The sequence below is a fragment of the Neisseria sp. HMSC066H01 genome (assembly GCF_001837375.1).
Lineage (GTDB): Bacteria > Pseudomonadota > Gammaproteobacteria > Burkholderiales > Neisseriaceae > Neisseria.
The window spans coordinates 38,162-60,556 of sequence record NZ_KV832195.1; the positions used below are offsets into that span (position 1 = coordinate 38,162).

A 22,395-nucleotide genomic window follows, 5' to 3' on the forward strand; every position below is an offset into this window, starting at 1 on the left:
ATAAGTAATCAACCTGGACATTAAAAAGGCCGTCTGAAACTCTAAAAAAGCCTTTTCAAACGACCTAAAAACCACCACATTCAAACTAAGGATACAATCCATGAGCGAACAAGAATTAGACCTCGACAATCTCGACAACCTGCTTGAAGATTTTGACGGCGTTACCGTAGAAGGCGGCGTCGATTCAGAAAACGACGACGGCTGCGAAGGTGGTGCGTGCAAAATCTAACTCAAGCCGTCTGAATATCAGCAAACAAACCATTTACACCATTAAAACATTAAGGAAACCACATCATGGCATACAGCGATAAAGTAATCGATCACTACGAAAATCCCCGCAACGTCGGTACTTTCGATAAAAACGACGAATCTGTCGGCACCGGCATGGTCGGCGCACCGGCCTGCGGCGACGTAATGCGTCTGCAAATCAAAGTAAACGATGAGGGTATTATCGAAGATGCAAAATTCAAAACTTACGGCTGCGGCTCCGCCATTGCTTCTTCCAGCCTGATTACCGAGTGGGTCAAAGGCAAAAGCCTTGATGACGCGCTGGCAATCAAAAACAGCGAAATCGCCGAAGAATTGGAGCTGCCGCCGGTAAAAATCCACTGCTCCATCTTGGCTGAAGATGCGGTAAAAGCAGCTGTTGCCGACTACCGCAAACGTCAGGAAAACAAATAATCCGATTAGCGGGTGCTTTGTCGGCAGACATTTACAGGATTTCTGAAAGTCTTAGAGTTTTCAGGAAAAGCAAACATAACGGTTTGTTCCCCTCTTAAACAGACGGGGTGAATCGAGGGCACAGAAACTCAATCCTTTTGAAGTTGCCGCTAAATTTGGGACTGCCTGCCAATCTATCCCCTCTCCTCGCGGGAGAGGGTTAGGGAGAGTGCAAATAAGCCGCAGGATTATATTTGGTCGATAAGCCTGAAAAATCAAAGAAGACGATATGCCTTTTACCGATGAAGAAGCCCAATCCCTGCTTGCCGTCAAAGGCATAGGCAAAACCGTATTACAGCGTTTGCAGCAAATGGGTTTGGATGATGTCGCCACGCTGGCGGCAGCGGATTTGGATAACGTTTTGGAACAGGGCGCAAAATTGACCGGCTCGACCTGTTGGAAAAACAGTCCGCAAGCTAAAGCTGCCATTGCCGCCGCAATAGAGTGGGCAAAACAGCGTTTTCAGACGGCCTGAAAATCAAGAGGCCGTCTGAAATAAAAACTGGCAAACAGAAAATAATTGCGAAATGAGGAAAAAAGTATGATTACCATCACAGAAAACGCAGCCAAATACATCAATAACTACCTGACAAAACGCGGCAAAGGCTTGGGCGTTCGCTTGGGTGTGAAAACCAGCGGCTGCTCAGGTATGGCATACAATCTTGAATTTGTCGATGAAGCGAACGAGGACGACCTGATTTTTGAAGAACACGGCGCGCGCATTTATATCGACCCGAAAAGCTTGGTTTATCTGGACGGCACGCAAGTCGATTACACCAAAGAAGGTTTGCAGGAAGGTTTCAAATTTGAAAACCCGAATGTCAAAGACTCTTGCGGCTGCGGCGAGAGCTTCCACGTTTAAGACATAAAAATGGCGGGACAGTATCAAAACCGTCCCGCCATTTTTTCGCTTCCTGCCTGTTGTAGCTGCCTTTGCCTTTTCTTTTTCGTTCCACCTTGTGTCGGAACAAATCAGATTTCACTAAGGCTTTTAAAGCATTGTCGCGTATTTTGCCTTTATTATGTTGCACTTTACTGCTCATATTCAGTCCTTTTGGTTAAGAATCAGCGGATTATAAGGCAAAATCAGGCTTCTGCCGAAAATTTCACATTAATTATCCCGCTATGTCTCAATATTTCACACTCTTCCAGCTTGAACCCACTTTCGATATCGACGCCGAAAACTTGGAGCAAACCTACCGCGCCTTGGCTGCCCGTTTCCATCCTGACAAATTCGCCTCAGCCTCCGCCTTCGAGCAAAAGCAAGCAGTGATGATGTCGTCCACTATCAACGATGCCTACCGCACCTTAAAAAATCCCATCGACCGCGCTGCGTACCTGTTGAAAATGCAAGGTATCGATGCTGACGCACCTGAACATACTTCTTTCTCTCCAGAATTCCTCATGCAACAAATGGAATGGCGGGAAACATTAATGGATGCTCAGATGGAACAAAATCATGATGCCGTCCGAGCATTAGATCAAGAAATCCAAAATGCACAAAGCAGCCTATATCAAGACTTGCAACAAGCATTTGAACAGCAGGATTATGAATCGGCTGCACAATGGGTACGACATGGACGCTTTCTTAATAAGCTTCGCAAAGAAATTGCTTCAATCTTATAAAGCGTATCGCTTTACGCTATACCCAAGTTTTATAGCAAATGATTTTATAAGATACTTTGGCTTTATCTCCATTATTTGAATTTATAGCCGCTTACATCAAACAAAAACCGTATCAGATTTATCTGATACGGTTTTCTTATATTCACTACGATTAGCGTTTTTTACCGGTAACAGTAGCAACAGCCAGGTTTTCGTTACGTTTCAGAGAAACGCTTTCAACACCTTCCGGCAGTTTGATGTCTGACAAGTGCAGAATGTCGCCGGCAACTACTGATGTACAATCCAGCTCCAAGAAAGCAGGAATGTTTGCAGGCAAAGCAATTACTTCAACAGAAGTGTTCAACAGAGATACGCGGCCACCTTGCAGTTTAACAGCTTGAGAGTTTTCAGCGTTAACAATGTGCAGAGGAACGCGGATGCGTACAGGTTGATCAGCTTTCACAGCTTGGAAGTCGATGTGTTGAACTTCGCGACGGAATGGGTGCATTTGGAAGTCACGCACGATAACGTCTTTGGTTTCACCGTTCAGAGACAGTTTAATCAAAGCAGTATGGAAAGATTCTTTTTCCAATGCGTAGAATACAGTTTTGTGGTCTACAGCGATAGCAACAGGCTCTTGACCTTCACCGTACAGAATGCCAGGGATTTGGCCTTCGCGACGCAGGCGGCGGCTCGCACCAGTGCCTTGGGCTTCGCGTACAGAGGCTTGAATTTCGTAAGTCATGTTTAATACTCCAATTTAGATAAAATCGTCGTCATCGGCCGCGACCAGCTTAAGACGACATGGGGTTATGGCAGCAACATGCTGCCTGTCATCACTTCTTCATTAAAAAGATATGAGACGGATTCTTCATTACTGATACGGCGTACCGTTTCAGCCAGCAAACCGGCAATAGTTACTTGACGGATGCGTTCACATTTTTTAGCTGCTTCAGACAACGGAATCGTATCTGTCACAACTACTTGGTCAATTTCGGAAGAAGCAATTCGATTCACTGCTTCACCGGAGAATACTGCATGGCTGGCGTATGCCAGTACACGATCTGCACCGCGCTCTTTCAGGGCAACAGCTGCTTTACACAAAGTATTTGCCGTATCGATCATATCATCTACGATCAAGCAAGTACGGCCTTGAATGTCGCCAATGATGTTCATTACTTCAGCCACGTTGGCTTTAGGACGGCGTTTATCGATAATGGCCAAATCGGCATTTAAAGATTTAGCAACAGCGCGCGCACGTACAACACCACCGATATCGGGGCTGACGACGGTCAAATTATCAATGCGTTGCTGTTTAATATCGTTCAATAAAATCGGGGTAGCGTAAATATTATCTACCGGAATATCAAAGAAACCTTGAATTTGGTCGGCATGCAAGTCAACAGTCAACACACGGTCAATACCGGCTGAGTACAACATATTCGCTACTAATTTAGCGGAAATCGGTACACGGGCAGAGCGTGGACGGCGATCTTGGCGCGCATAGCCAAAGTAAGGAATCGCGGCAGTAATACGACCAGCAGAAGCACGTTTGAGTGCATCGGCCATAGTCAAAATTTCCATCAGGTTGTCATTGGTTGGCGCACAGGTAGGTTGCAAAATAAACACATCGCGACCACGCACATTTTCCAGCAATTCAATGGCCACTTCGCCATCTGAGAATTTGGAAACGGTGGCTTCGCCGAGTGAAATATCCAAATGTTTGACAACGCGTTGCGCCAATTCCGGATTTGCATTACCGGTAAACACCATTAAACTGTCATAAGCAGCCATATCTTCACCTGATTCTAGATTTGATTTACGCTCAGAAAACATTACGCTTCCCTTTGCCCTATGTCCAAGACACTAATTTCGCGATTATACGCGTAAAGACGGGTAAAAAAAAGTTTTTCAGCGTTATTTTTCCCTTAGCGTAAAAAAGCGTGTAAGAAAACTTACACGCTTTTATTTGGCTGGGGAGGAAGGATTCGAACCTTCGCATGCTGGAATCAAAATCCAGTGTCTTAACCGCTTGACGACTCCCCAATAAAGGGTGTTGGCTGGGGAGGAAGGATTCGAACCTTCGCATGCTGGAATCAAAATCCAGTGTCTTAACCGCTTGACGACTCCCCAACAAAGGGTTTGGCTGGGGAGGAAGGATTCGAACCTTCGCATGCTGGAATCAAAATCCAGTGTCTTAACCGCTTGACGACTCCCCAACTTACTAAATCATATGAAACAGTGGATGAATATCTAATCCTTCCACACAATAAGCTTCATATGATTGAGAAACCTGTTGGTAAATTGTATTTGCTTCTTGATGAGATTCACTTGCTATAAACAAACAAGCCCCGGAACCGGTCATTAACGCATAACCATATTGGGATAACTCAACATAAGCCTTCCAAACTTCAGGATATTCCTGAAATACAACCGCCTGCATATCATTTTGAAACGGCTGTAATGATTGGAAAGTCGGCATTATGCTGGGTTTGGAATCCCGTGTCAAGCCTTCATGTGCAAAAATTTTAGCGGTTGCCACATGGACGGGGGGCTTAACGATAACATACCATTGTTTAGGAACATCTATTTCAGCCAGTTTCTCACCCACGCCTTTGGCAAAAGCACTTCTGCCAAAAATAAAAAAAGGAACATCCGCACCAAGATTTACACCTAAATCAATCAGTTGCTGCCTGCTCAAACCGCATTGCCACCATTGGTTTAAAACCATTAAGACCGTGGCTGCATCGGAGCTGCCGCCGCCTAAGCCTCCGCCGGTCGGAATCACTTTATCCAACCAAATTTCAATGCCGTGCGGCACGCTTGCATGAGGCAGTAATAATTTAGCCGCCCGATAAGTCAAGTCTTGCTCAGGCTTAAGCCCTTCAACCGGCGTATGCAGAATAATTTGCCCATCGGTACGCATTTTCAGATGAACGGTATCATATAAGCCGATCAAACAGAAAATACTTTCCAAGTTATGATAACCATCGCTCCTACGTCCGGTAATCCTCAAATCCAAATTTAATTTGGCCGGCGCTGGAAAGGCTTGGATTTCCGCTGAAACAGACATGTTATCCTCTATTTGCGTGCTGCGCATCGGGTTTGTCCATTTTTATCCAAAGAGTGGTTTACCGTGTCGAACACTAAGCGGATATTAAACTTGGCATTTTCAAGTTGTAGCGTTTTGGGCTGTCCCGAACTATTTAAAGTGCGCGATATCGTCCAGTCAAACTGCTCCAGACGGCCGTCAGGCAGAATTTTGTATGGCGCATTGGCAACGCGTTTGCCATCTGCCCAAATATGCAGATATTGAACCGGCAAAGCAAAACCCAAAAGCTGTCTGCTCAATTCTTCAGCCGTTTCCGCCTGATAAACCTTACCCTTACTGTCTACTGCCAATACGCCTTCGCTATCTTGACACAGTTGGCCTACGGTATTGCCCAACGGTGTATTCACATCAATGGTTTGAACCGCATTTTGATACGTCCAGTCGAAATTGGCATAAGAGCCTTTGCCTTCCACTTTAACAGCCAAGCGACCGTCTGCGCTAAAATCCTGCACCTGTTCGGCCGCTTGCCAACTGTTTTGCTGAGGCAAGTTTGGCTGCGCACAGGCAGCTAAAAGCAATAAGACTGCAATCGATGATAATTGTTTTAAATTCATGGATATTCCTTCATAGGCCGCCTGAAATCAAACGCTTTTCATACGGCCTTTTGGTTTTATTTGTGTTTTTGAGTATGCGGTTTGCCAGATGTTATACCGAATTTGGACATTGTCTCTTTCAATACTCGGAGATTGCTTCCGCGTTTCAAGCCGTCATTCCAGATTTCTTTGGCCTTCTCTTGATCGCCAAGCGTCCATAGGACTTCGCCCAAATGCGCCGCAACTTCGGCTTCAGGTTCTTTTTCGTAGGCATATTGGATATACGGCAAAGCCATTTGGGCATCGCCTTTAAGATAATAAGCCCAGCCCACACTGTCATTAATGGCTGCGCTTTCCGGCTCCATTTGATAGGCCGTCTGAACCATTTTAAATGCTTCTTCCAAATCCTTGCCATTGGATAGCAAGGTATAGCCCAAAGCATTCCAACCGTGCGGATTATCCGGATACAGCTCTACCACACGGCGCAAATCGGCAATCGCCTTGCCTGGCTGATTCAGCTTCTCATACACCATCGAACGCTGATACAGTACATTGGCAAGCAGCTCGGGAGAAGCTTGGGTTTTCAAGGATTTTTCGGTGGAACTTACCAAGCTGTTCAAAGCGTTCAACGATTCTTGAAGATTGGTATTTTTAGACAATACGAACAAAGCCGTACTCAACAAATCCTTAGCTTCAAAATAACGTCCTCTTTGCTCGGGCATTTTTTGTGCGCGTTGCACCAAAGCCCAAGCCTCTTTATGGTTGCCCTGTTTGGCTTCGATGGAAGCGGCCAAAATGGTTTTATCAAATGTATAAGCCGTAGCCGTTACCTTATCCAGCCATTGTTTGGCTTTGGCCAATTCTTCAACATCATTATAAGAAACTGCACCAATCAACGCCGCACGGCTGCGTTGCTCTTCCGTACCGACTTTATAAGCCTTTTCCAGATAACTGTTTACCGCAGAAATATTTTCCGGCTTGCTCGCTGACAATAAGGCGGCCTGAATATACAAATCAGGGTTGGGATTTTCTTCCAACAAAGTCTGCAACCGCTTGAATGCCTTATCATTTTGACCATGAGCGATCAAATTGGCGATATCCAACTCCTGCCAAATCGGAGATAAGGTTTTGGTGTCTGTCTCTTTGAAGAAGCCGTCCAAAATATCAGGATGCCGTTGCGCCATCAGACGCAGAGTAACAAAAGTCGGCGGCAGAATTTCGTTGTCCAACTTGGCCAATCTCTGCAATGCCGCAATAGCATGTTTCTTTTGACCGTCTTTTGCACTAAAAATTGCATCCGCAATCGCCGCTTCTGGAAAGTCTTTATAATTCAATGCCGTTTTATGCACTTGCTTGACCGCATCACTGGTCAGATTCGGCTGTTGGGCTGCGGTTTGTGCCAAAAGCAGGAACACGCGCTTTTGCTCATCTTCACTACCGCCGGCAATCACCTTGTCCAATCCGCTCAAATTCTTATCGGCTTTACCCAGCAGCAAATTGCGCAACCAAGTCATACGCTTTTGTGTTTCACCAGGCTCCGGCTCGATCTCGCGCCATTTTTGGTAAATGGCTTCAGCCTGTTCAAACGCGTTTAACGAAACCGCCATTTCCAAAGCGCGTTCGGCCACTTCGGGAGATTTGGTGCGATGCAAAGTCAAAATATAAGTAAACAGCGCAGAAGCCGCATCGCCCTTTTGCAGGGCCAATTCTGAATTTAACAAAGTAAAAACCTGCGAAGTGCGGTTTTGTATACCCAACAGACGTATCCGCTCCTGCTCGCGCTCTTCAGGAGAAAAACGGTCGGCACGGCTTTTCTTTTTAATAATCTTAGCCGATTCAAAAACTGTATTTGAATCGCCGGGCGCGGCAAAAGTTTGTGCAGCAAACAACATCATGACAGCCGCAGCTGCTACTTGAATACGGGATGGGGAAAACAACATAACTATCCTTTTTGAGAACCTGCCGACATTTTCAGACGGCCTAAGCACTTGCAGAACAGACGCAAAGCTTTATTTATCATTCAGGCATAACTGTAACACACGCACCCTATTTTGTTGACACGGTAACCGTAAACCTTGTGTAATCCTCATCTGCATAAAACGATCAGCGCCAAAAATGAATACCGACCAACTTATCCATTTCCTCACTCAAGCTTCACACTTCAGCAGCCGTATGCAAGCAGAGCGCAATCAATTATTTACCGCCCACACGGTCAAAGAAGCAGCCGTTTTGGTCGGTATTGTCTTGCATGAAGGAATGTGGCAAATCTTACTGACCAAAAGGGCCGAGACCTTAAGGCAGCACACCGGGCAAATTGCCTTTGCCGGCGGTCGCAAAGATGCCCAAGACGACAGCCTAACGGCAACGGCGTTAAGAGAGGCTTATGAAGAAACCGCCATTCCGATTACCGTATGGCAGACTTTTACGCCGCTACCCTTTTATGACACGCCTTCCGGCTATCGTGTTACACCTGTTCCGGCAATTTGCGTCCAGCCCGTCAACCCCAAAGCCAATCCCGACGAAGTAGCAGAAATTTTTTATCTGCCTTTGGACTTCGCCTTAAACCTGCAAAACTACACATTCCGCCAACTTCATCACAACAATCAAACCCTCGCCCTCCCCGCCCTGCCTTTCCAACGCTACGACATTTGGGGTCTGACCGCACTCATCCTATACGGACTGGCAGAACGTTATCAGCAATATTGCCAAGCTTTTAAATAAGACAAGGCCGTCTGAAAACCAATGTTCAGACGGCCTGATTTAATCCATTCTCTTTACGCGGCTTCTTCGAAATATTCGATACCTTCTCCGAACCATTTCATCTCATCGCGCAGGGCGACCACTTCGCCAATCACCATTAAAGCCGGACGCTCCGCTTCGGCAGCCAACAAGCCCAAATCTTTCAGATGGCCTGTCCGCACGGTTTGATGCGGTAAAGTCCCATTGGAAATCACAGCGACAGGCGTAGAAGGCTGTCTGCCATAAGCCATCAGTTTTTCCTCAATCTCGGTCGCTTTAAGCGTCCCCATATAGATTACCAACGTTTGGCGGCTTAAAGCCAAAGTCTGCCAATCAGGCTGATTGCCCTCGTGTTTGCTGTGGCCGGTCACAAATAGAGCACTTTGTGCGCAATCGCGATGGGTTAACGGAATACCGGCATAAGCAGTGGCACCAAGCGCGGCAGTAATGCCCGGCACAATGCGGTAAGCAATTCCGGCCTGATGCAGGGTTTGCACTTCCTCCCCGCCACGCCCGAATACAAAAGGATCGCCGCCTTTCAACCTCACTACGCGCTCGCCTTTTTGAGCGTGTTCAACCAATAGACGGTTGGTTTCTTCCTGCTGGACATGATGCGCGCCAGCGCGTTTGCCCACGCTGATTTTCACCGCATCTTTACGCACCATCGCCAAAATCTCATCCGACACCAAAGCATCGTAAAACACGGTATCCGCAGCCTGAATCGCCTGCAAAGCATGTATGGTCAACAAGCCAGGATCGCCCGGCCCTGCGCCCACCAAAACCACTTCGCCGCCAAACGGCGTTTCCCGGTTTAACTGCGTAATCAATTCGCGTTCCGCCGCTTCGATATTGTTTTGAGCCGCAAAAATACCGAAACGGCTGTCAAACAACTTTTCCCAAAAATAACGGCGTTGTTCGACATTATTCAGCGTTTGCTTAACCTTCTCGCGCCATTTGCCGGCAATACGCGCCATCGTGCCCGTATGCAGCGGAATCAATGTCTCGATAATCTGCCGCCATTTCCGCGCCAATACAGGCGCAGTACCGCCGCTGGATATGGCTATCTTCAACGGCCCCCTATCCACCACGGCAGGCACGATAAACGAACACAAGTCCGCCGTATCCACCGTATTGCACAATTTCGCCCGTCGTTCCGCCGCTTCAAAAACACGGCGGTTAAACACACCGTCATCCGTCGCCGCAATAACGAAATACACCTCGTCCAGCATGGCTTCTTCAAACAAGCCGCCCAGCCAAGCTATTTTCCCTTCATCCACCCATTGCTGAAACTGAGGATTCAAAGTTTCCGCAACAACGCGCACGCGCGCTCCGGCAGACAACAGGCTTTCCGCCTTGCGCTCGGCAACCTTGCCCGCACCTGCCAGCAAAACAGGGCGGTTTTTCAAATCGGCAAACAAAGGATAATGGCTCATGGTCGTGTTCTTGCTTTATCAATGATTGTCCGCCGATATTAAAGGCCGTCTGAAAAAATAGGAAAGAATGGTTTCTGATTTTCTTATGGTGTTTGGTTATATGTCTGAAAAAACCGTCTTTCGAATAACAAAACATTCAGACGGCCTTTTTGAATTTCAATCATAACCCGAATTATTTTAGATATTTGCTATCAAACGGGGAACTTATTTTCCACGCTGCCTACTAAAAAGTCTTAACAATTATCCATATCAACAACTTAAGTGATATTAATTTGTTAAGGCAATTTCAAAATATAATATTTAGAAGCGAATATACAGCATGACAACTGAAGCAAAAACAGCCCCTTTACCGACTATTCTCTTTAACAAGGCAGCCTATACCAACGGCGATGATGTTATTCTGAACATCTCCAATAAGACAGACAAAATCACCTCTGTTACCGTCAGCCATTTAGGGACGGAAATCCAAAAATTGGATCATCTGGACGCAACCTCCGTCAAACTCTCTTCCGATATTTTTTCACCCAATTCAGGCTACGTCGTCAAAGTAGAGACCGTTGACAACACCGGCAACCACACCAGCAAAACCCTGGGATTGTCTGTCGAAGACGACTGGACCGTTTTTCCCCGCTATGGCGTAGTGGCGGGGTCTAACGATAATTCGGCAGAACGAAACAACTCCATGACCAATGACCAGCTCGCAGGCTATCAAAACAATATCGAGCAACTGGCACAAATGCACATCAACAATTATTTCTTCTATGATGTGTACGACACAACCTCCAATCCATTTCCAAACGTCAACAGCTTCAAGCAAGAATGGGCGACTTGGGCTGTCAACAACGGCCAACCCAACCCTCCCCAAATCGATACCCTACTGATTAAAAACCTCGTGAACAAAATTCACGAAAAAGGCGGCAGTGCCATGCTCTACAATATGCTTAACGCCACCTCCAATGACGAACTCGATAACCCGGCCATCAAAGAAATTTTAAATAACGTCAAACTCTACAATGCCCAAGAGCATTCCAACTTCGGCAAAGCAGGTGCAGAGACCAAGACATCCGTACAGCAATTCGTCGACCCTGCCGACAAAAGCTGGCAAAACTATATCGTCAACACCATGATCAAAGCCCTGAAAACAGGCGGCTTTGACGGCTGGCAGGCCGATACCATGGGTGATAACCTCGTTTACAAAATACAAAACGGCCAAAAGACTGAAAACTTCAGAATGTCTGACGGTTATGACGATTTGTCAGCCGCGGCTGCGGAAAAGTTACACGATTACGGTCAAACTTATATGATCAACGACATCAGCACAGGCAGGGCCGATGTCTTATCCTCCACCGGCATGGATGTTCCTTACTCAGAAATCTGGCCGCGCGATTTTAAAGATACAGCCGGAAATACCCATTATGAAAACCACAACTATGCCGAGCTTAAACGCTTGGTAGGCCGTCTGTACGATTACAATCACGTTTCCCCGATTATTGCCGCCTATACTCAAAAAGATACCCACCCGGAAGATCATGCTTCCGAACTCAATCCGGACAACGAATTGCTGGTCGATGCCGTTATCGCAGCGAGTGGCGGCTACCACATGACTGTTGCCGCATTAAACAACCACCCGGATAAAAACGCACATGGTTTTGGTATTTTGCAAGATCCATACTATCCTGCTCAAACGCTCAAAACCAACGAAACCCTGGCCAAATCAGAATTCAACTATCAACAATTCATTACCGCCTATGAGGAGCTGCTTCGTGGCGAAGGCTTGGTTGAACTCAAAGACAGTCATGCCTCCATCGTAGCATCCGACGGCTACAACATGACTTCCACCTCAGGCGAAGGAGGCAAAGTTTATACATGGACCAAAGCCACCGCAGACGGCGGCCGAGTTGTCCAATTAATCAATCTCGCAGGCCTCGACAAAGACACCAATTGGAACAGCTCCAACCACCACACACTGAAACTCGACAACCCTAAAGTCAGAATCCCGTTTGATATGGAAATCAGCGCAGAACAGGCCGAGCAAGCCATCGTACAACTGGCTTCCCCCGACTCAGACGATATATCCATGCACACATTGGAATCTTCCGTCATCTATGAAAACGGCAAACCGGTGGCACTGGAAGTCACCGTACCGAGCCTGGATGTCTGGGATATGCTTTATGTCAGCAATTTAGGGCAGGCAAGCGTCAGCCAAACCTTTGCCGACGGCAAAACCACATTCAACGGCACCCACGCCGACGACCATATCAAAGGTACTGAAAGCGAAGACATCATCTACGGCAATCGGGGCAATGATGAGATTCACGGCGGCAACGGCAATGACAAATTGTCCGGCGGCACAGGCGACGACGTTATCAACGGCGATGCCGGCAGCGATATTCTCTACGGAGGCGGTGGCAATGACCATCTGAACGGCGGTTTAGACAACGACACGCTGTATGGCGGCGCCGGTAACGATACCTTGTTGGGCGAAGCAGGTAACGACATCCTTCACGGCGGCGCAGGCAACGACACACTGTTCGGCGGCTTAGGGGACGATATATTGCACGGCGAAGCAGGTAACGATACCTATGTATTCAATCGCGGCGAAGGCCATGACACCATTTTCGACCATCACGGCACAAACGCCATCCAATTCGGCGCAGGCATTTCCCTCTCGGATCTGTCGCTCGAAACGGTTACCGAAAAAGACGGCACGACTTGGAACATCACCATTCGTGGCGAAAACAATCACAACGACCTCATTACCATCGACCACCAATATGCCGACATCCATACCGACGCCCAAGGTCAAAAAATCCCCTCAGTCAGCGAATTCCGCTTTGACGAAGGTACGTTCAACATTGACCAGTTAATGCATATTTTAGGTTAACCATTAAAATATCGAGCATCCCAAAGCCGGACTTTCAAAAAGAGTCCGGCTTTTCTTGCCTGCAACGCCACTTCCATTTTTCAGACAGCCTTTGCCTGCGTATAATATCGGTCTAATTTACAACTCAAACGAGCTTAGTCTAGCCATGACCGAATCCATCCGCCTGCCCGCTTCTACACTCAAGCCCTCCACCGTTGCCCTGCCCGGTTCCAAAAGCATCAGCAACCGCACGCTGCTCTTGGCCGCACTCTCCGACAACGTTTGCGAAATCCATTCTTTGCTCAAATCCGACGATACCGACCGAATGTTTGAAGCACTCGACAAACTCGGCGTGCAAATTGAATCTTTACCTGAAGGCCGTCTGAAAGTTCATGGCACCGGCGGCCGCTTTCCCAACCAATCCGCCGATTTGTTTTTAGGCAATGCCGGTACGGCATTCCGTCCCTTGACTGCCGCACTTGCCGTTTTGGGTGGCAACTATCATCTGCATGGCGTACCGCGTATGCACGAACGCCCCATCGGCGATTTGGTCGACGCATTGCGCATTGCAGGCGCGGACGTACAATATTTGGGCAATGAAAACTACCCTCCGCTTCAGATCGGCAAACGCCAAGACAACGGCGAGCGCGTTATTCCGATTAAAGGCAATGTTTCCAGCCAATTCCTGACCGCCCTGCTGATGGCCTTGCCCTTGACCGGACAAGCATTTGAAATCCACATGGTAGGCGAGTTGATTTCCAAACCTTATATCGACATCACGCTCAAGCTGATGGCGCAGTTCGGTGTGGACATCATCAATGAAGACTACCGTGTATTTAAAATCCCGGCCGGTACCAAATATCATGCGCCCGAACATTTATATGTAGAAGGCGATGCCTCCAGCGCATCTTATTTCTTGGGCGCAGGCCTGATTGCCGGTACACCCATCCGCGTAACTGGCATCGGCGCACACAGCATCCAGGGCGACGTTGCCTTCGCGCGTGAATTGGAGAAAATCGGCGCAGATGTCATTTGGGGCGAAAATTTTGTAGAAATTTCCCGTCCTGCCGAGCGTAAGGTTCAGGCTTTTGATTTGGATGCCAACCATATTCCAGATGCGGCCATGACTCTGGCCATCGTCGCATTGGCCACCAAACAACCCTGCACCCTGCGTAATATCGGCTCATGGCGCGTCAAAGAAACCGACCGTATCGCCGCCATGGCAACCGAACTGCGCAAACTGGGCGCAGAAGTCGTTGAAGAAGCCGAAGCCATCCATATTACGCCGCCCGAAACACTTACCCCCGATGCCGTCATCGATACTTACGACGACCACCGCATGGCCATGTGTTTCTCGCTGGTTTCGCTTTTGGGCGTCCCCGTCATCATCAACGACCCGAAATGTACGCATAAAACTTTCCCCGACTATTTCCAAGTTTTTGCATCATTGACCAACTGATTGATTATTCAACATTTCAGACGGCCTGTTGCATACAAAAAACACAGGCCGTCTGAAAAATAAAAATAAAACTATACTTTTTCTTAATTTGTGCGATAATAGCTAAATAAATTCTTAGCGATTCATATTTCCTTTCGGAGAGAAAACATGTCAGACGAAAAAAGCAAAGCCTTAGCCGCCGCCCTTGCCCAAATCGAAAAAAACTTCGGCAAAGGCTCCATCATGAAAATGGACGGCAGCCAACAGGAAGAAAACCTTGATGTTATTTCCACCGGCTCCCTCGGCGTGGACTTGGCGCTCGGCGTCGGCGGTCTGCCCCGCGGCCGTGTGGTTGAAATTTTCGGCCCGGAATCCTCCGGTAAAACCACACTCTGTCTCGAAGCCATCGCCCAATGCCAAAAAAATGGCGGCATTTGCGCATTCATCGATGCCGAACATGCTTTTGACCCGATTTACGCCCGCAAACTCGGCGTAAAAGTCGAAGAACTCTATCTCTCCCAACCGGATACCGGTGAACAGGCATTGGAAATCTGCGATACCTTGGTACGCTCCGGCGGTATCGATATGGTCGTTGTAGACTCCGTAGCGGCACTTGTGCCTAAAGCCGAGATCGAAGGCGAAATGGGCGACAGCCACGTCGGCCTGCAAGCCCGCCTGATGAGCCAAGCCCTGCGCAAACTGACCGGCCACATCAAACGCACCAATACATTGGTTGTTTTCATTAACCAAATCCGTATGAAAATCGGTGTGATGTTCGGCAGCCCTGAAACCACGACCGGCGGTAACGCGCTCAAATTCTATGCCTCTGTCCGCCTCGACATCCGCCGTACCGGTCAGATTAAAAAAGGCGATGACGTGATTGGTAACGAAACCAAAGTCAAAATCATCAAAAACAAAGTTGCCCCTCCGTTTCGTCAAGCCGAATTCGATATTCTTTACGGCGAAGGCATCAGCTGGGAAGGCGAATTGATCGACTTGGGTGTCAAACATGACATCGTTGAAAAATCCGGCGCATGGTACAGCTACAATGGCGCAAAAATCGGCCAAGGTAAAGACAATGTACGCGTTTGGCTGAAAGAAAACCCTGATATCGCCAATGAAATCGACGCCAAAATCCGTGCGGCAGTCGGTATCAATGTCGATATTACCGAAGGCAAATTGGACGATACCGACGGCGAACGTCCTGAAGAATAAGTCTGTTTAAAATTAAAGGTCAAAAAAGACCAAATAAAGGCCGTCTGAAATCCAACCATTAATCGGATTTCAGACGGCCTTTTATTTAATATAGTTTAAAGCCCTAATGCCTGAGCGTGAAACTCAATATGCGAATCGATAAAACTGGCAATAAAGAAATAATCATGGCCATAGCCCGGACGGACTTTATATTGGATATTGAAACCTTTTTCTCGTGCTGAGCAGACGAACCCTTCGGGTTGCAAGACTTCAGGGTACAAAGCATCTTCGCTGCCGACATCAATCAAAACAGGCAATTTATGCGAGGCCGTCTGAAGCAGATCTGTACTGTCATAGCGTTTCCATGTTTCTACGTTTTGATCCAAATAAGCTGAAAACGCCTGCCTGCCGCCTTCCGTATCGATGGGATGACATAAAGGCGCAAAGGCAGAAACCGCAGCATATCGGCCAGGATGCTTCAAAGCCAAATGCAGCGCGCCATGCCCGCCCATGCTGAAACCTGCAATGCTGCGCTCTTTCGTTACCGGAAAATGATGCTCGATCAAATCAGGCAATTCTTGGCTGATATAGCTTTCCATTTGGAAATGCTGCGCCCAAGGTGCTTCAGTTGCATTGACATAAAATCCGGCGCCCTGTCCAAGATAATGTTCTTCACTATCGGCAACATGCTGACCGCGTGGCGAGGTATCCGGAAAAACCACAATAATATTCCATTGCGCCGCAAAACGTTGGATTCCGCTTTGCTGAACCAATTCAGAACCATCACTATTTAAACCGGAAAGAAAATATAAAACAGGCGCGGGATAACCTTTTAAAACTTGTGGCGGCAGATAGACATCAAATACCATATCCGTCCGGCAGGTTTGAGAAAAGTGGCGGTAGCGTTCCTGATGCCCGTTAAACATCTTTCTGCGTTCCAGCAAATGCAATTCTGAATTTTTCATTTTATTCCTTGTAAGGAAACAACAATAAGCAGAATGTTAGCGCAAAACCCGCCCATCGTGTTGTTGCCCCATCTTTTTAAGGCGACCAAATCCGCTTTAATCAAGGCTTGCCAATCATGCGAAATCATTACGCCGACAGCATTTAAAATCTATACACAATCTCTGTGGATAAATCTGTTGATAAGCTTTGGGTAATCGTAAAATTTTCTTTAGGAACAAACCAAGTCTTAAATTGACTAAAATTTAATCAAATAAAATTCAATAATATCAAATAGTTATGTTTATAAGATTTTACTATAATCATACAGTGAAAATTTATAGGTAAAACAAGGTTATGCGGCTTTGTGCATAAATTAGGGTTGACATCCCTAAAAATCACCCCGAATCAAAAGCTGCGTAAAACAACGGCCTATTTCATCAGATGCCATTCAAAAGACACGCGGCCATACATTTTGCGTTACAATACACACTTATTTTTAAGAAAGAAAAATACGCCATGAAAGCCTCCCAGTTCTTCATTTCTACCCTGAAAGAAGCCCCTGCCGAAGCCGCACTTGCCAGCCACAAGCTGATGATTCGTGCCGGTTTGATCAAAGCCAATGCATCCGGTCTTTATACTTGGATGCCGATGGGCCTGCGTGTATTGCGCAAAGTTGAAAATATCGTGCGCGAAGAAATGGCCCGCGCAGGTAGCGTGGAGCTGCTGATGCCGGTGGTACAACCTGCCGAGCTGTGGCAGGAATCCGGCCGCTGGGAGTTTTACGGTAAAGAACTGCTGCGCCTGAAAGACCGCCACGACCGCGATTTCTGCATGGGTCCGACTTGCGAAGAAGTCATTGCCGACATCGTGCGCAAAGAAATCAACAGCTATAAACAACTGCCGAAAAACTTTTACCACATCCAAACCAAATTCCGCGATGAAGTGCGTCCGCGCTTTGGTGTGATGCGTGCGCGCGAGTTCGTCATGAAAGACGCTTATTCCTTCCATGCCGACTATGCCTCGCTTCAGACGACCTATCAAGATATGTATGACGCTTACTGCCGTATCTTCACCCGTTTGGGCTTGGAATTCCGTCCTGTTGCCGCGGATACCGGCAGCATCGGCGGTACCGGCTCTCACGAATTCCAAGTATTGGCTGAAAGCGGCGAAGACGTCATTGCATACAGCGATACTTCCGATTACGCCGCCAATATCGAGCTGGCACCGACTTTGCCGCTTAAAGGCGAACGCGCCGCCGCGCAGGCCGAATTAACCAAAGTACATACGCCAAACGTCAAAACTATTGAGTCTTTGGTTGAATTCCTCAATATTCCGGTTGAACAAACCCTCAAGTCCATCGTGGTTGAAGGCGAAAACGAAGGCGAACTCGTCCTGCTGCTGTTGCGTGGCGACCATGAGTTTAACGATATTAAGGCGGAAAAACTGGCCGGCGTGAAATCACCGCTGACCATGGCAAGTCCTGCCGCGATTGTTGAACAGTTCGGCGCAAACGGCGGCTCACTCGGCCCTGTCGGCTTCAAAGGCAAAGTCTATGCCGATTTCGCCACCGAAAAAGGTGCAGACTGGGTTATCGGCGCGAACGAAGACGACTACCACTATACCGGCTTCAACTTCGGCCGCGATGCCGCCGAGCCTGAATTTGTCGATTTACGCAATGTCATCGAAGGCGACATCAGTCCTGACGAACAAGGCCGTCTGAAACTGGCACGCGGTATTGAAGTCGGCCACGTTTTCCAATTACGCGACAAATATACCAAAGCCATGAATGTCAGCTTCTTGGACAACAACGGCAAATCCCAAATCATGGAAATGGGCTGCTACGGTATCGGTATTACCCGCGTTGTGGCCGCCGCCATCGAGCAAAACAACGACGAAAAAGGCATTGTTTGGACCAAAGCAATGGCGCCGTTTGAAGTTGTGATCGTGCCGATGAACTACAAAAAATCAGATGCCGTACGCGAAGCCGCCGACAAAATCTATGCTGAGCTTTTGGCCGCAGGTACGGATGTATTGCTGGATGACCGCGACGAACGTGCAGGCGTCTTGCTGAATGACTCCGAGCTGTTGGGCATCCCTCACCGCATCGTTATCGGCGATCGCGCCTTAAAAGAAGGCAATGTCGAATATGCCGAGCGCCGTGACAATCAGGCTCAAGCCGTTGCAGTATCAGAAGTTGTCGCCAAGGTTTTGACCGCATTGAACGATTAAGTTTTTTCAATGATAAAAAGGCCGTCTGAAACTGATTATCTCGTTTCAGACGGCCTTTTTCTGTTTTAATAAATAATATTTTTTCCGTAACTCTCTAATATTTCTTTGATTTTTAAAATGGTTTCTTTAGGCGGCGGATGTACGCCCGTTAATTTGTATTCGTCGCCGCACAAAGCCCATTTGTGTGCGCCCAATTCGTGATACGGCAAAAGCTCGACCATTTCGACATTGTCCATATCCCCGATAAACTCGCCCAATAAATGCGCCGACCGCTCATCATCGGTATAACCGGGAACAACCACATAACGCACCCGTGTCGGCTGATTGCGTTCGGCAAGATAACGCGCGAATTTCAGCGTTTTAGTATTGGGAATACCGACGAGTACTTTATGAATTTCAGGATCGATTTGTTTTAAGTCGAGCATGACCAAATTGGTATGATCGAGCAAATCATCCAAAATCGAATCATAGTGCAAAGCATAGCCATTGCTGTCGAGACAGGTATGGATATCGTGTTCCCGACAGGCCGTAAACCAGTCGCGCACAAACTCATATTGCAATAACGGCTCGCCGCCGGTTGCCGTTACGCCTCCGCCTGTCGCGCGCAAATAATGGCGATAGGTCATGACCTGCTTCATTACAATTGCCACATCCAATTCCTGCGCCTGCTCGGTATGCAAATCCCAAGTATCGCGATTATGACAATAAAGGCAACGCATCAGACAACCTTGCAAAAAGAGCACGTAGCGCAAACCCGGACCATCGACAGCGCCGCAAGATTCAATCGAATGAATAATGCCTTTGCCGTTATAGTGGCGGTGGCCAAGGTTTTTCAGTTCCGGCTCGGGAGTGATCGCAAAAGTCGTGGACATAATGTTCGGCTCAAAAATAATTTTGCTGATGTGAATTGTACGATAATAAAGGCCGTCTGAACATTTCAGACGGCCTTGGAGCTTTGTTTCAAAACAAACCAAATGTAAATTTAGCTTCTGGTTTGTTTCGCCACCCGGATTACATGGTTTCAGTAAACGTACGGGTAATCACGTCAAGCTGTTGTTCGCGGGTCAGCGAGTTGAAGCGAACCGCATATCCGGACACGCGAATGGTCAACTGCGGATATTTCTCCGGATGATGCATCGCATCTTCCAAAGTTTCTCGGTTCAATACGTTGACGTTCAAGTGTTGGCCGCCTTCCACTTCTCCTTCTTCATGATGGAAATAACCGTCCATCAGACCGGCAAGGTTGCGTTCGCGGGAATGCTCGTCTTTACCCAACGCGCCAGGAATAATAGAGAAGGTGTAGGAAATACCATCTTTAGCAAACTCAAATGGTAGTTTGGCTACGGAAGTCAATGAAGCGACTGCACCGTTGACATCGCGGCCGTGCATTGGGTTTGCCCCCGGACCAAACGGAGCTCCTGCGCGGCGGCCGTCCGGAGTATTACCGGTTTTCTTACCGTAAACAACGTTGGAAGTAATGGTCAACACAGACTGAGTTGGAGTGGCGTTGCGATAAGTTTTGTGGGTGGCCACTTTTTTCATGAAGCGTTCCACCAAGTCGCAGGCGATGTCGTCCACGCGGTCGTCGTTGTTACCGAATTGTGGGTATTCGCCTTCGATTTCAAAGTCAACGGCAATACCGTTTTCGTCGCGAATCGGTTTCACTTTGGCGTATTTGATGGCGGACAATGAGTCGGCTGCCACAGACAAACCGGCGATACCGCAAGCCATAGTGCGTTTCACGTCACGGTCATGCAACGCCATCAACGCGGCTTCGTAGCTGTATTTGTCGTGCATGTAGTGAATAATGTTCAGCGCGGTAACGTATTGGGTTGCCAACCAATCCATGAATTTGTCCATGCGCTCAAAGACAGTGTCGTAGTCCAAAACTTCGTCCATAATCGGCTCGGTTTTCGGACCGACTTGCTCTTTAGATTTCTCGTCCACGCCACCGTTGATTGCGTACAGCAGGGTTTTTGCCAAGTTGGCGCGTGCGCCGAAGAACTGCATTTGTTTGCCGACCACCATCGGGCTGACGCAGCAGGCAATGGCGTAGTCGTCGCTGTTGAAGTCAGGGCGCATCAAATCGTCGTTTTCGTATTGGATGGACGAAGTATCGATGGATACTTTGGCGCAGAATTCTTTAAAGCCTTGCGGCAGTTGTTCTGACCACAATACGGTGATGTTTGGCTCAGGAGACGGACCCATGTTGTACAGGGTGTGCAGCACGCGGAAGTTGGTGCGCGTTACCAAGGTACGACCATCCAAGCCCATACCGCCGATGGATTCAGTTGCCCAAATCGGGTCGCCGGAGAAGAGTTGGTCGTATTCGGGCGTACGCAGGAAACGGACCATACGCAGTTTCATCACCAAGTGGTCGATAAATTCTTGCGCTTGGGTTTCGGTAATCACACCGTTTTTCAGGTCGCGTTCGATGTAAATATCCAAGAACGAAGACACACGGCCAAAGGACATCGCTGCGCCGTTTTGAGATTTAACGGCAGCAAGGTAGGCAAAGTAAGTCCATTGGATGGCTTCTTGTGCATTTTTTGCAGGGCCGGAAATGTCGTAGCCGTAAGAAGCCGCCATTTCTTTCATTTGACCCAAGGCTTTGTATTGTTCGTTGATTTCTTCGCGACGGCGGATGACTTCTTCCAAGTCCACACCGTTTTCCAAATCGGCTTGCAGTGAGTTGAACTGGTTGAGTTTGTCTTTCATCAAGAAGTCGATACCGTACAATGCCACGCGGCGGTAGTCACCGATAATACGGCCACGGCCATAAGCATCCGGCAGACCGGTAATCACGCCTGATTTGCGGCAGCGGCGGATGTCGGGCGTATAAACGTCAAATACGCCTTGGTTGTGGGTTTTGCGGTATTTGGTGAAAATTTCGCTGACTTCGGGATTCAACTCAACGTTGTACACTTTGCACGCGTCTTGCACCATTTTCAAACCGCCAAACGGCATGATCGAGCGTTTCAAAGGCTCGTCTGTTTGCAGGCCGACAATAGTTTCCAAATCTTTGTCGATATAGCCTGGAGCATGGCTGGTAATGCCGGAGACGATTTGCGCGTCAATTTTATACGGCTCGTGCGTACGGTTTTCAACCTTGATGCCTTCCATCACTTCCGCCCACAGCTTGGTTGTGGCTTCGGTTGCAGGTGCTAAGAATGAAGCATCACCCTCATATGGCGTGTAGTTTTTTTGAATAAAATCGCGGACATCTACGTTGGTTTCCCAGTTGCCACCGACAAAACCTTCCCAAGCGGCAGGACGTTGCTGAACATCATTTGACATATCAAGCTCCTAATTTTATTGAAAATATAGACTGTAAATTTTCTGAAAGGATAACATCAATACCCATTTATTTACAGGGGTTTTTGTGAAATAAAATTACAGATTTGGTTTTTCTTGATTTACGTCAATGAGAATAATTGTTACTTGGCACTACATCTCATTTTCCAAACATTCGTACTTCAAAACGGCGTAAAATACAAAATTCAGCCCTGAAGACAGACGTCTTTCAGGGCTGAATTTTTATTGCATTGCATATATAAAGGCCGTCTGAAATATTCAGACGGCCT

The 22,395-nt window shown here is 47.7% G+C and carries 20 protein-coding genes and 3 tRNA genes; 10 read left to right on the forward strand and 13 right to left on the reverse strand.

From position 1 onward, the window contains the following. The first annotated feature begins 100 nt into the window (after window positions 1-100). From HMPREF2551_RS10725 to iscA, 4 genes are all read left to right on the forward strand, one after another. Window positions 101-229: a hypothetical protein gene (locus tag HMPREF2551_RS10725; RefSeq protein WP_276308303.1), complete on the forward strand. Its 129-nt coding sequence runs from the start codon at window positions 101-103 to the stop codon at window positions 227-229. 65 nt (window positions 230-294) lie between these two features. Further along, window positions 295-681: a Fe-S cluster assembly scaffold IscU gene (gene iscU, locus HMPREF2551_RS07050; protein ID WP_003674559.1), complete on the forward strand. Its 387-nt coding sequence runs from the start codon at window positions 295-297 to the stop codon at window positions 679-681. A 268-nt stretch (window positions 682-949) separates the two neighbouring features. Beyond that, window positions 950-1,195 carry a recombinase RecA gene (locus HMPREF2551_RS07055; RefSeq protein WP_070838117.1) on the forward strand — a complete coding sequence of 82 codons (246 nt, stop codon included), beginning with the start codon at window positions 950-952 and terminating at the stop codon, window positions 1,193-1,195. Window positions 1,196-1,261: 66 nt separating this feature from the next. After that, on the forward strand, window positions 1,262-1,582 hold the full coding sequence (iscA, locus tag HMPREF2551_RS07060) for an iron-sulfur cluster assembly protein IscA (RefSeq protein ID WP_003680782.1): 321 nt from the start codon (window positions 1,262-1,264) through the stop codon (window positions 1,580-1,582). On the opposite strand, the gene HMPREF2551_RS10350 is transcribed toward iscA, so the two are convergent. Continuing rightward, window positions 1,542-1,763, reverse strand: a complete 222-nt coding sequence (locus HMPREF2551_RS10350) for an alternative ribosome-rescue factor A (RefSeq protein WP_003746467.1) — start codon at window positions 1,761-1,763, stop codon at window positions 1,542-1,544. The genes iscA and HMPREF2551_RS10350 overlap by 41 nt on opposite strands. Window positions 1,764-1,845: 82 nt before the next feature. Here HMPREF2551_RS10350 and hscB point away from each other — a divergent pair, with 82 nt between their 5' ends. Then, complete coding sequence (gene hscB / locus HMPREF2551_RS07065) at window positions 1,846-2,346, forward strand: Fe-S protein assembly co-chaperone HscB (protein ID WP_070838119.1); 501 nt, start codon at window positions 1,846-1,848, stop codon at window positions 2,344-2,346. A 151-nt stretch (window positions 2,347-2,497) separates the two neighbouring features. Here the strand turns inward: hscB and HMPREF2551_RS07070 are convergent, their stop codons facing one another. The 8 genes from HMPREF2551_RS07070 to HMPREF2551_RS07105 all read right to left on the reverse strand — a co-directional run bounded on the left by HMPREF2551_RS07070 (window position 2,498) and on the right by HMPREF2551_RS07105 (window position 7,910). Then, the gene (locus HMPREF2551_RS07070; protein ID WP_049349632.1) at window positions 2,498-3,070 is read right to left on the reverse strand and encodes a 50S ribosomal protein L25/general stress protein Ctc; all 573 of its coding nucleotides are present in this window, start codon (window positions 3,068-3,070) and stop codon (window positions 2,498-2,500) included. A gap of 65 nt (window positions 3,071-3,135) precedes the next feature. Next, entirely contained in the window at window positions 3,136-4,119 is a 984-nt protein-coding gene (locus HMPREF2551_RS07075; RefSeq protein ID WP_141746368.1) for a ribose-phosphate pyrophosphokinase, read from the reverse strand. 176 nt (window positions 4,120-4,295) lie between these two features. Beyond that, a tRNA-Gln gene (locus HMPREF2551_RS07080) sits at window positions 4,296-4,371 on the reverse strand. An 11-nt stretch (window positions 4,372-4,382) separates the two neighbouring features. Then, window positions 4,383-4,458, reverse strand: a tRNA-Gln gene (locus HMPREF2551_RS07085). A gap of 10 nt (window positions 4,459-4,468) precedes the next feature. Next, window positions 4,469-4,544, reverse strand: a tRNA-Gln gene (locus HMPREF2551_RS07090). Between the two features lie 5 nt (window positions 4,545-4,549). Beyond that, window positions 4,550-5,398, reverse strand: a complete 849-nt coding sequence (gene ispE, locus HMPREF2551_RS07095) for a 4-(cytidine 5'-diphospho)-2-C-methyl-D-erythritol kinase (protein WP_070838659.1) — start codon at window positions 5,396-5,398, stop codon at window positions 4,550-4,552. Between the two features lie 8 nt (window positions 5,399-5,406). Next, window positions 5,407-5,991: a lipoprotein insertase outer membrane protein LolB gene (gene lolB / locus HMPREF2551_RS07100; protein WP_070838121.1), complete on the reverse strand. Its 585-nt coding sequence runs from the start codon at window positions 5,989-5,991 to the stop codon at window positions 5,407-5,409. 56 nt (window positions 5,992-6,047) lie between these two features. Then, window positions 6,048-7,910 carry a tetratricopeptide repeat protein gene (locus tag HMPREF2551_RS07105; RefSeq protein ID WP_070838123.1) on the reverse strand — a complete coding sequence of 621 codons (1,863 nt, stop codon included), beginning with the start codon at window positions 7,908-7,910 and terminating at the stop codon, window positions 6,048-6,050. 175 nt (window positions 7,911-8,085) lie between these two features. Between HMPREF2551_RS07105 and HMPREF2551_RS07110 the strand changes: the two genes are divergently transcribed. Continuing rightward, a complete protein-coding gene (locus HMPREF2551_RS07110) occupies window positions 8,086-8,691 on the forward strand; it encodes a CoA pyrophosphatase (RefSeq protein WP_070838125.1) in 606 nt (201 codons plus the stop codon). A 53-nt stretch (window positions 8,692-8,744) separates the two neighbouring features. Here the strand turns inward: HMPREF2551_RS07110 and cysG are convergent, their stop codons facing one another. Next, the gene (gene cysG, locus HMPREF2551_RS07115) at window positions 8,745-10,142 is read right to left on the reverse strand and encodes a siroheme synthase CysG (protein ID WP_070838126.1); all 1,398 of its coding nucleotides are present in this window, start codon (window positions 10,140-10,142) and stop codon (window positions 8,745-8,747) included. A gap of 319 nt (window positions 10,143-10,461) precedes the next feature. On the opposite strand from cysG, the gene HMPREF2551_RS07120 reads away from it, so the two are divergent. The 3 genes from HMPREF2551_RS07120 to recA all read left to right on the forward strand — a co-directional run bounded on the left by HMPREF2551_RS07120 (window position 10,462) and on the right by recA (window position 15,658). Further along, window positions 10,462-13,026: a glycoside hydrolase family 66 protein gene (locus HMPREF2551_RS07120; protein ID WP_070838127.1), complete on the forward strand. Its 2,565-nt coding sequence runs from the start codon at window positions 10,462-10,464 to the stop codon at window positions 13,024-13,026. A gap of 145 nt (window positions 13,027-13,171) precedes the next feature. Beyond that, complete coding sequence (gene aroA, locus HMPREF2551_RS07125) at window positions 13,172-14,464, forward strand: 3-phosphoshikimate 1-carboxyvinyltransferase (protein ID WP_070838129.1); 1,293 nt, start codon at window positions 13,172-13,174, stop codon at window positions 14,462-14,464. A gap of 147 nt (window positions 14,465-14,611) precedes the next feature. Then, window positions 14,612-15,658, forward strand: coding sequence for a recombinase RecA (gene recA / locus HMPREF2551_RS07130; RefSeq protein WP_070838131.1), 1,047 nt, complete (start codon window positions 14,612-14,614; stop codon window positions 15,656-15,658). 95 nt (window positions 15,659-15,753) lie between these two features. On the opposite strand, the gene fghA is transcribed toward recA, so the two are convergent. Next, complete coding sequence (fghA, locus tag HMPREF2551_RS07135) at window positions 15,754-16,602, reverse strand: S-formylglutathione hydrolase (RefSeq protein ID WP_070838133.1); 849 nt, start codon at window positions 16,600-16,602, stop codon at window positions 15,754-15,756. Window positions 16,603-17,098: 496 nt separating this feature from the next. On the opposite strand from fghA, the gene HMPREF2551_RS07140 reads away from it, so the two are divergent. Continuing rightward, complete coding sequence (locus HMPREF2551_RS07140) at window positions 17,099-18,811, forward strand: proline--tRNA ligase (RefSeq protein ID WP_070838661.1); 1,713 nt, start codon at window positions 17,099-17,101, stop codon at window positions 18,809-18,811. A gap of 65 nt (window positions 18,812-18,876) precedes the next feature. Here HMPREF2551_RS07140 and pflA read toward each other — a convergent pair whose 3' ends face one another. Together pflA and pflB are read right to left on the reverse strand one after the other, a co-directional pair. Further along, a complete protein-coding gene (pflA, locus tag HMPREF2551_RS07145; RefSeq protein WP_070838663.1) occupies window positions 18,877-19,683 on the reverse strand; it encodes a pyruvate formate lyase 1-activating protein in 807 nt (268 codons plus the stop codon). Window positions 19,684-19,822: 139 nt separating this feature from the next. Further along, the gene (gene pflB, locus HMPREF2551_RS07150) at window positions 19,823-22,108 is read right to left on the reverse strand and encodes a formate C-acetyltransferase (RefSeq protein WP_049348204.1); all 2,286 of its coding nucleotides are present in this window, start codon (window positions 22,106-22,108) and stop codon (window positions 19,823-19,825) included. Window positions 22,109-22,395: the final 287 nt, after the last annotated feature.

Excerpts from the sequence above, each read along its gene's own strand:
- HMPREF2551_RS07105 (WP_070838123.1), bottom strand. The coding sequence starts at position 7,910 with ATGTTGTTTTCCCCATCCCGTATTCAAGTAGCAGCTGCGGCTGTCATG.
- HMPREF2551_RS07055 (WP_070838117.1), top strand. The coding sequence starts at position 950 with ATGCCTTTTACCGATGAAGAAGCCCAATCCCTGCTTGCCGTCAAAGGC.
- lolB (WP_070838121.1), bottom strand. The coding sequence starts at position 5,991 with ATGAATTTAAAACAATTATCATCGATTGCAGTCTTATTGCTTTTAGCT.
- HMPREF2551_RS07120 (WP_070838127.1), top strand. The coding sequence starts at position 10,462 with ATGACAACTGAAGCAAAAACAGCCCCTTTACCGACTATTCTCTTTAAC.
- cysG (WP_070838126.1), bottom strand. The coding sequence starts at position 10,142 with ATGAGCCATTATCCTTTGTTTGCCGATTTGAAAAACCGCCCTGTTTTG.
- HMPREF2551_RS07070 (WP_049349632.1), bottom strand. The coding sequence starts at position 3,070 with ATGACTTACGAAATTCAAGCCTCTGTACGCGAAGCCCAAGGCACTGGT.
- HMPREF2551_RS10725 (WP_276308303.1), top strand. The coding sequence starts at position 101 with ATGAGCGAACAAGAATTAGACCTCGACAATCTCGACAACCTGCTTGAA.
- iscU (WP_003674559.1), top strand. The coding sequence starts at position 295 with ATGGCATACAGCGATAAAGTAATCGATCACTACGAAAATCCCCGCAAC.
- HMPREF2551_RS07140 (WP_070838661.1), top strand. The coding sequence starts at position 17,099 with ATGAAAGCCTCCCAGTTCTTCATTTCTACCCTGAAAGAAGCCCCTGCC.
- fghA (WP_070838133.1), bottom strand. The coding sequence starts at position 16,602 with ATGAAAAATTCAGAATTGCATTTGCTGGAACGCAGAAAGATGTTTAAC.
- HMPREF2551_RS07075 (WP_141746368.1), bottom strand. The coding sequence starts at position 4,119 with ATGGCTGCTTATGACAGTTTAATGGTGTTTACCGGTAATGCAAATCCG.
- recA (WP_070838131.1), top strand. The coding sequence starts at position 14,612 with ATGTCAGACGAAAAAAGCAAAGCCTTAGCCGCCGCCCTTGCCCAAATC.
- pflB (WP_049348204.1), bottom strand. The coding sequence starts at position 22,108 with ATGTCAAATGATGTTCAGCAACGTCCTGCCGCTTGGGAAGGTTTTGTC.
- iscA (WP_003680782.1), top strand. The coding sequence starts at position 1,262 with ATGATTACCATCACAGAAAACGCAGCCAAATACATCAATAACTACCTG.
- HMPREF2551_RS07110 (WP_070838125.1), top strand. The coding sequence starts at position 8,086 with ATGAATACCGACCAACTTATCCATTTCCTCACTCAAGCTTCACACTTC.
- pflA (WP_070838663.1), bottom strand. The coding sequence starts at position 19,683 with ATGTCCACGACTTTTGCGATCACTCCCGAGCCGGAACTGAAAAACCTT.
- ispE (WP_070838659.1), bottom strand. The coding sequence starts at position 5,398 with ATGTCTGTTTCAGCGGAAATCCAAGCCTTTCCAGCGCCGGCCAAATTA.
- hscB (WP_070838119.1), top strand. The coding sequence starts at position 1,846 with ATGTCTCAATATTTCACACTCTTCCAGCTTGAACCCACTTTCGATATC.
- HMPREF2551_RS10350 (WP_003746467.1), bottom strand. The coding sequence starts at position 1,763 with ATGAGCAGTAAAGTGCAACATAATAAAGGCAAAATACGCGACAATGCT.
- aroA (WP_070838129.1), top strand. The coding sequence starts at position 13,172 with ATGACCGAATCCATCCGCCTGCCCGCTTCTACACTCAAGCCCTCCACC.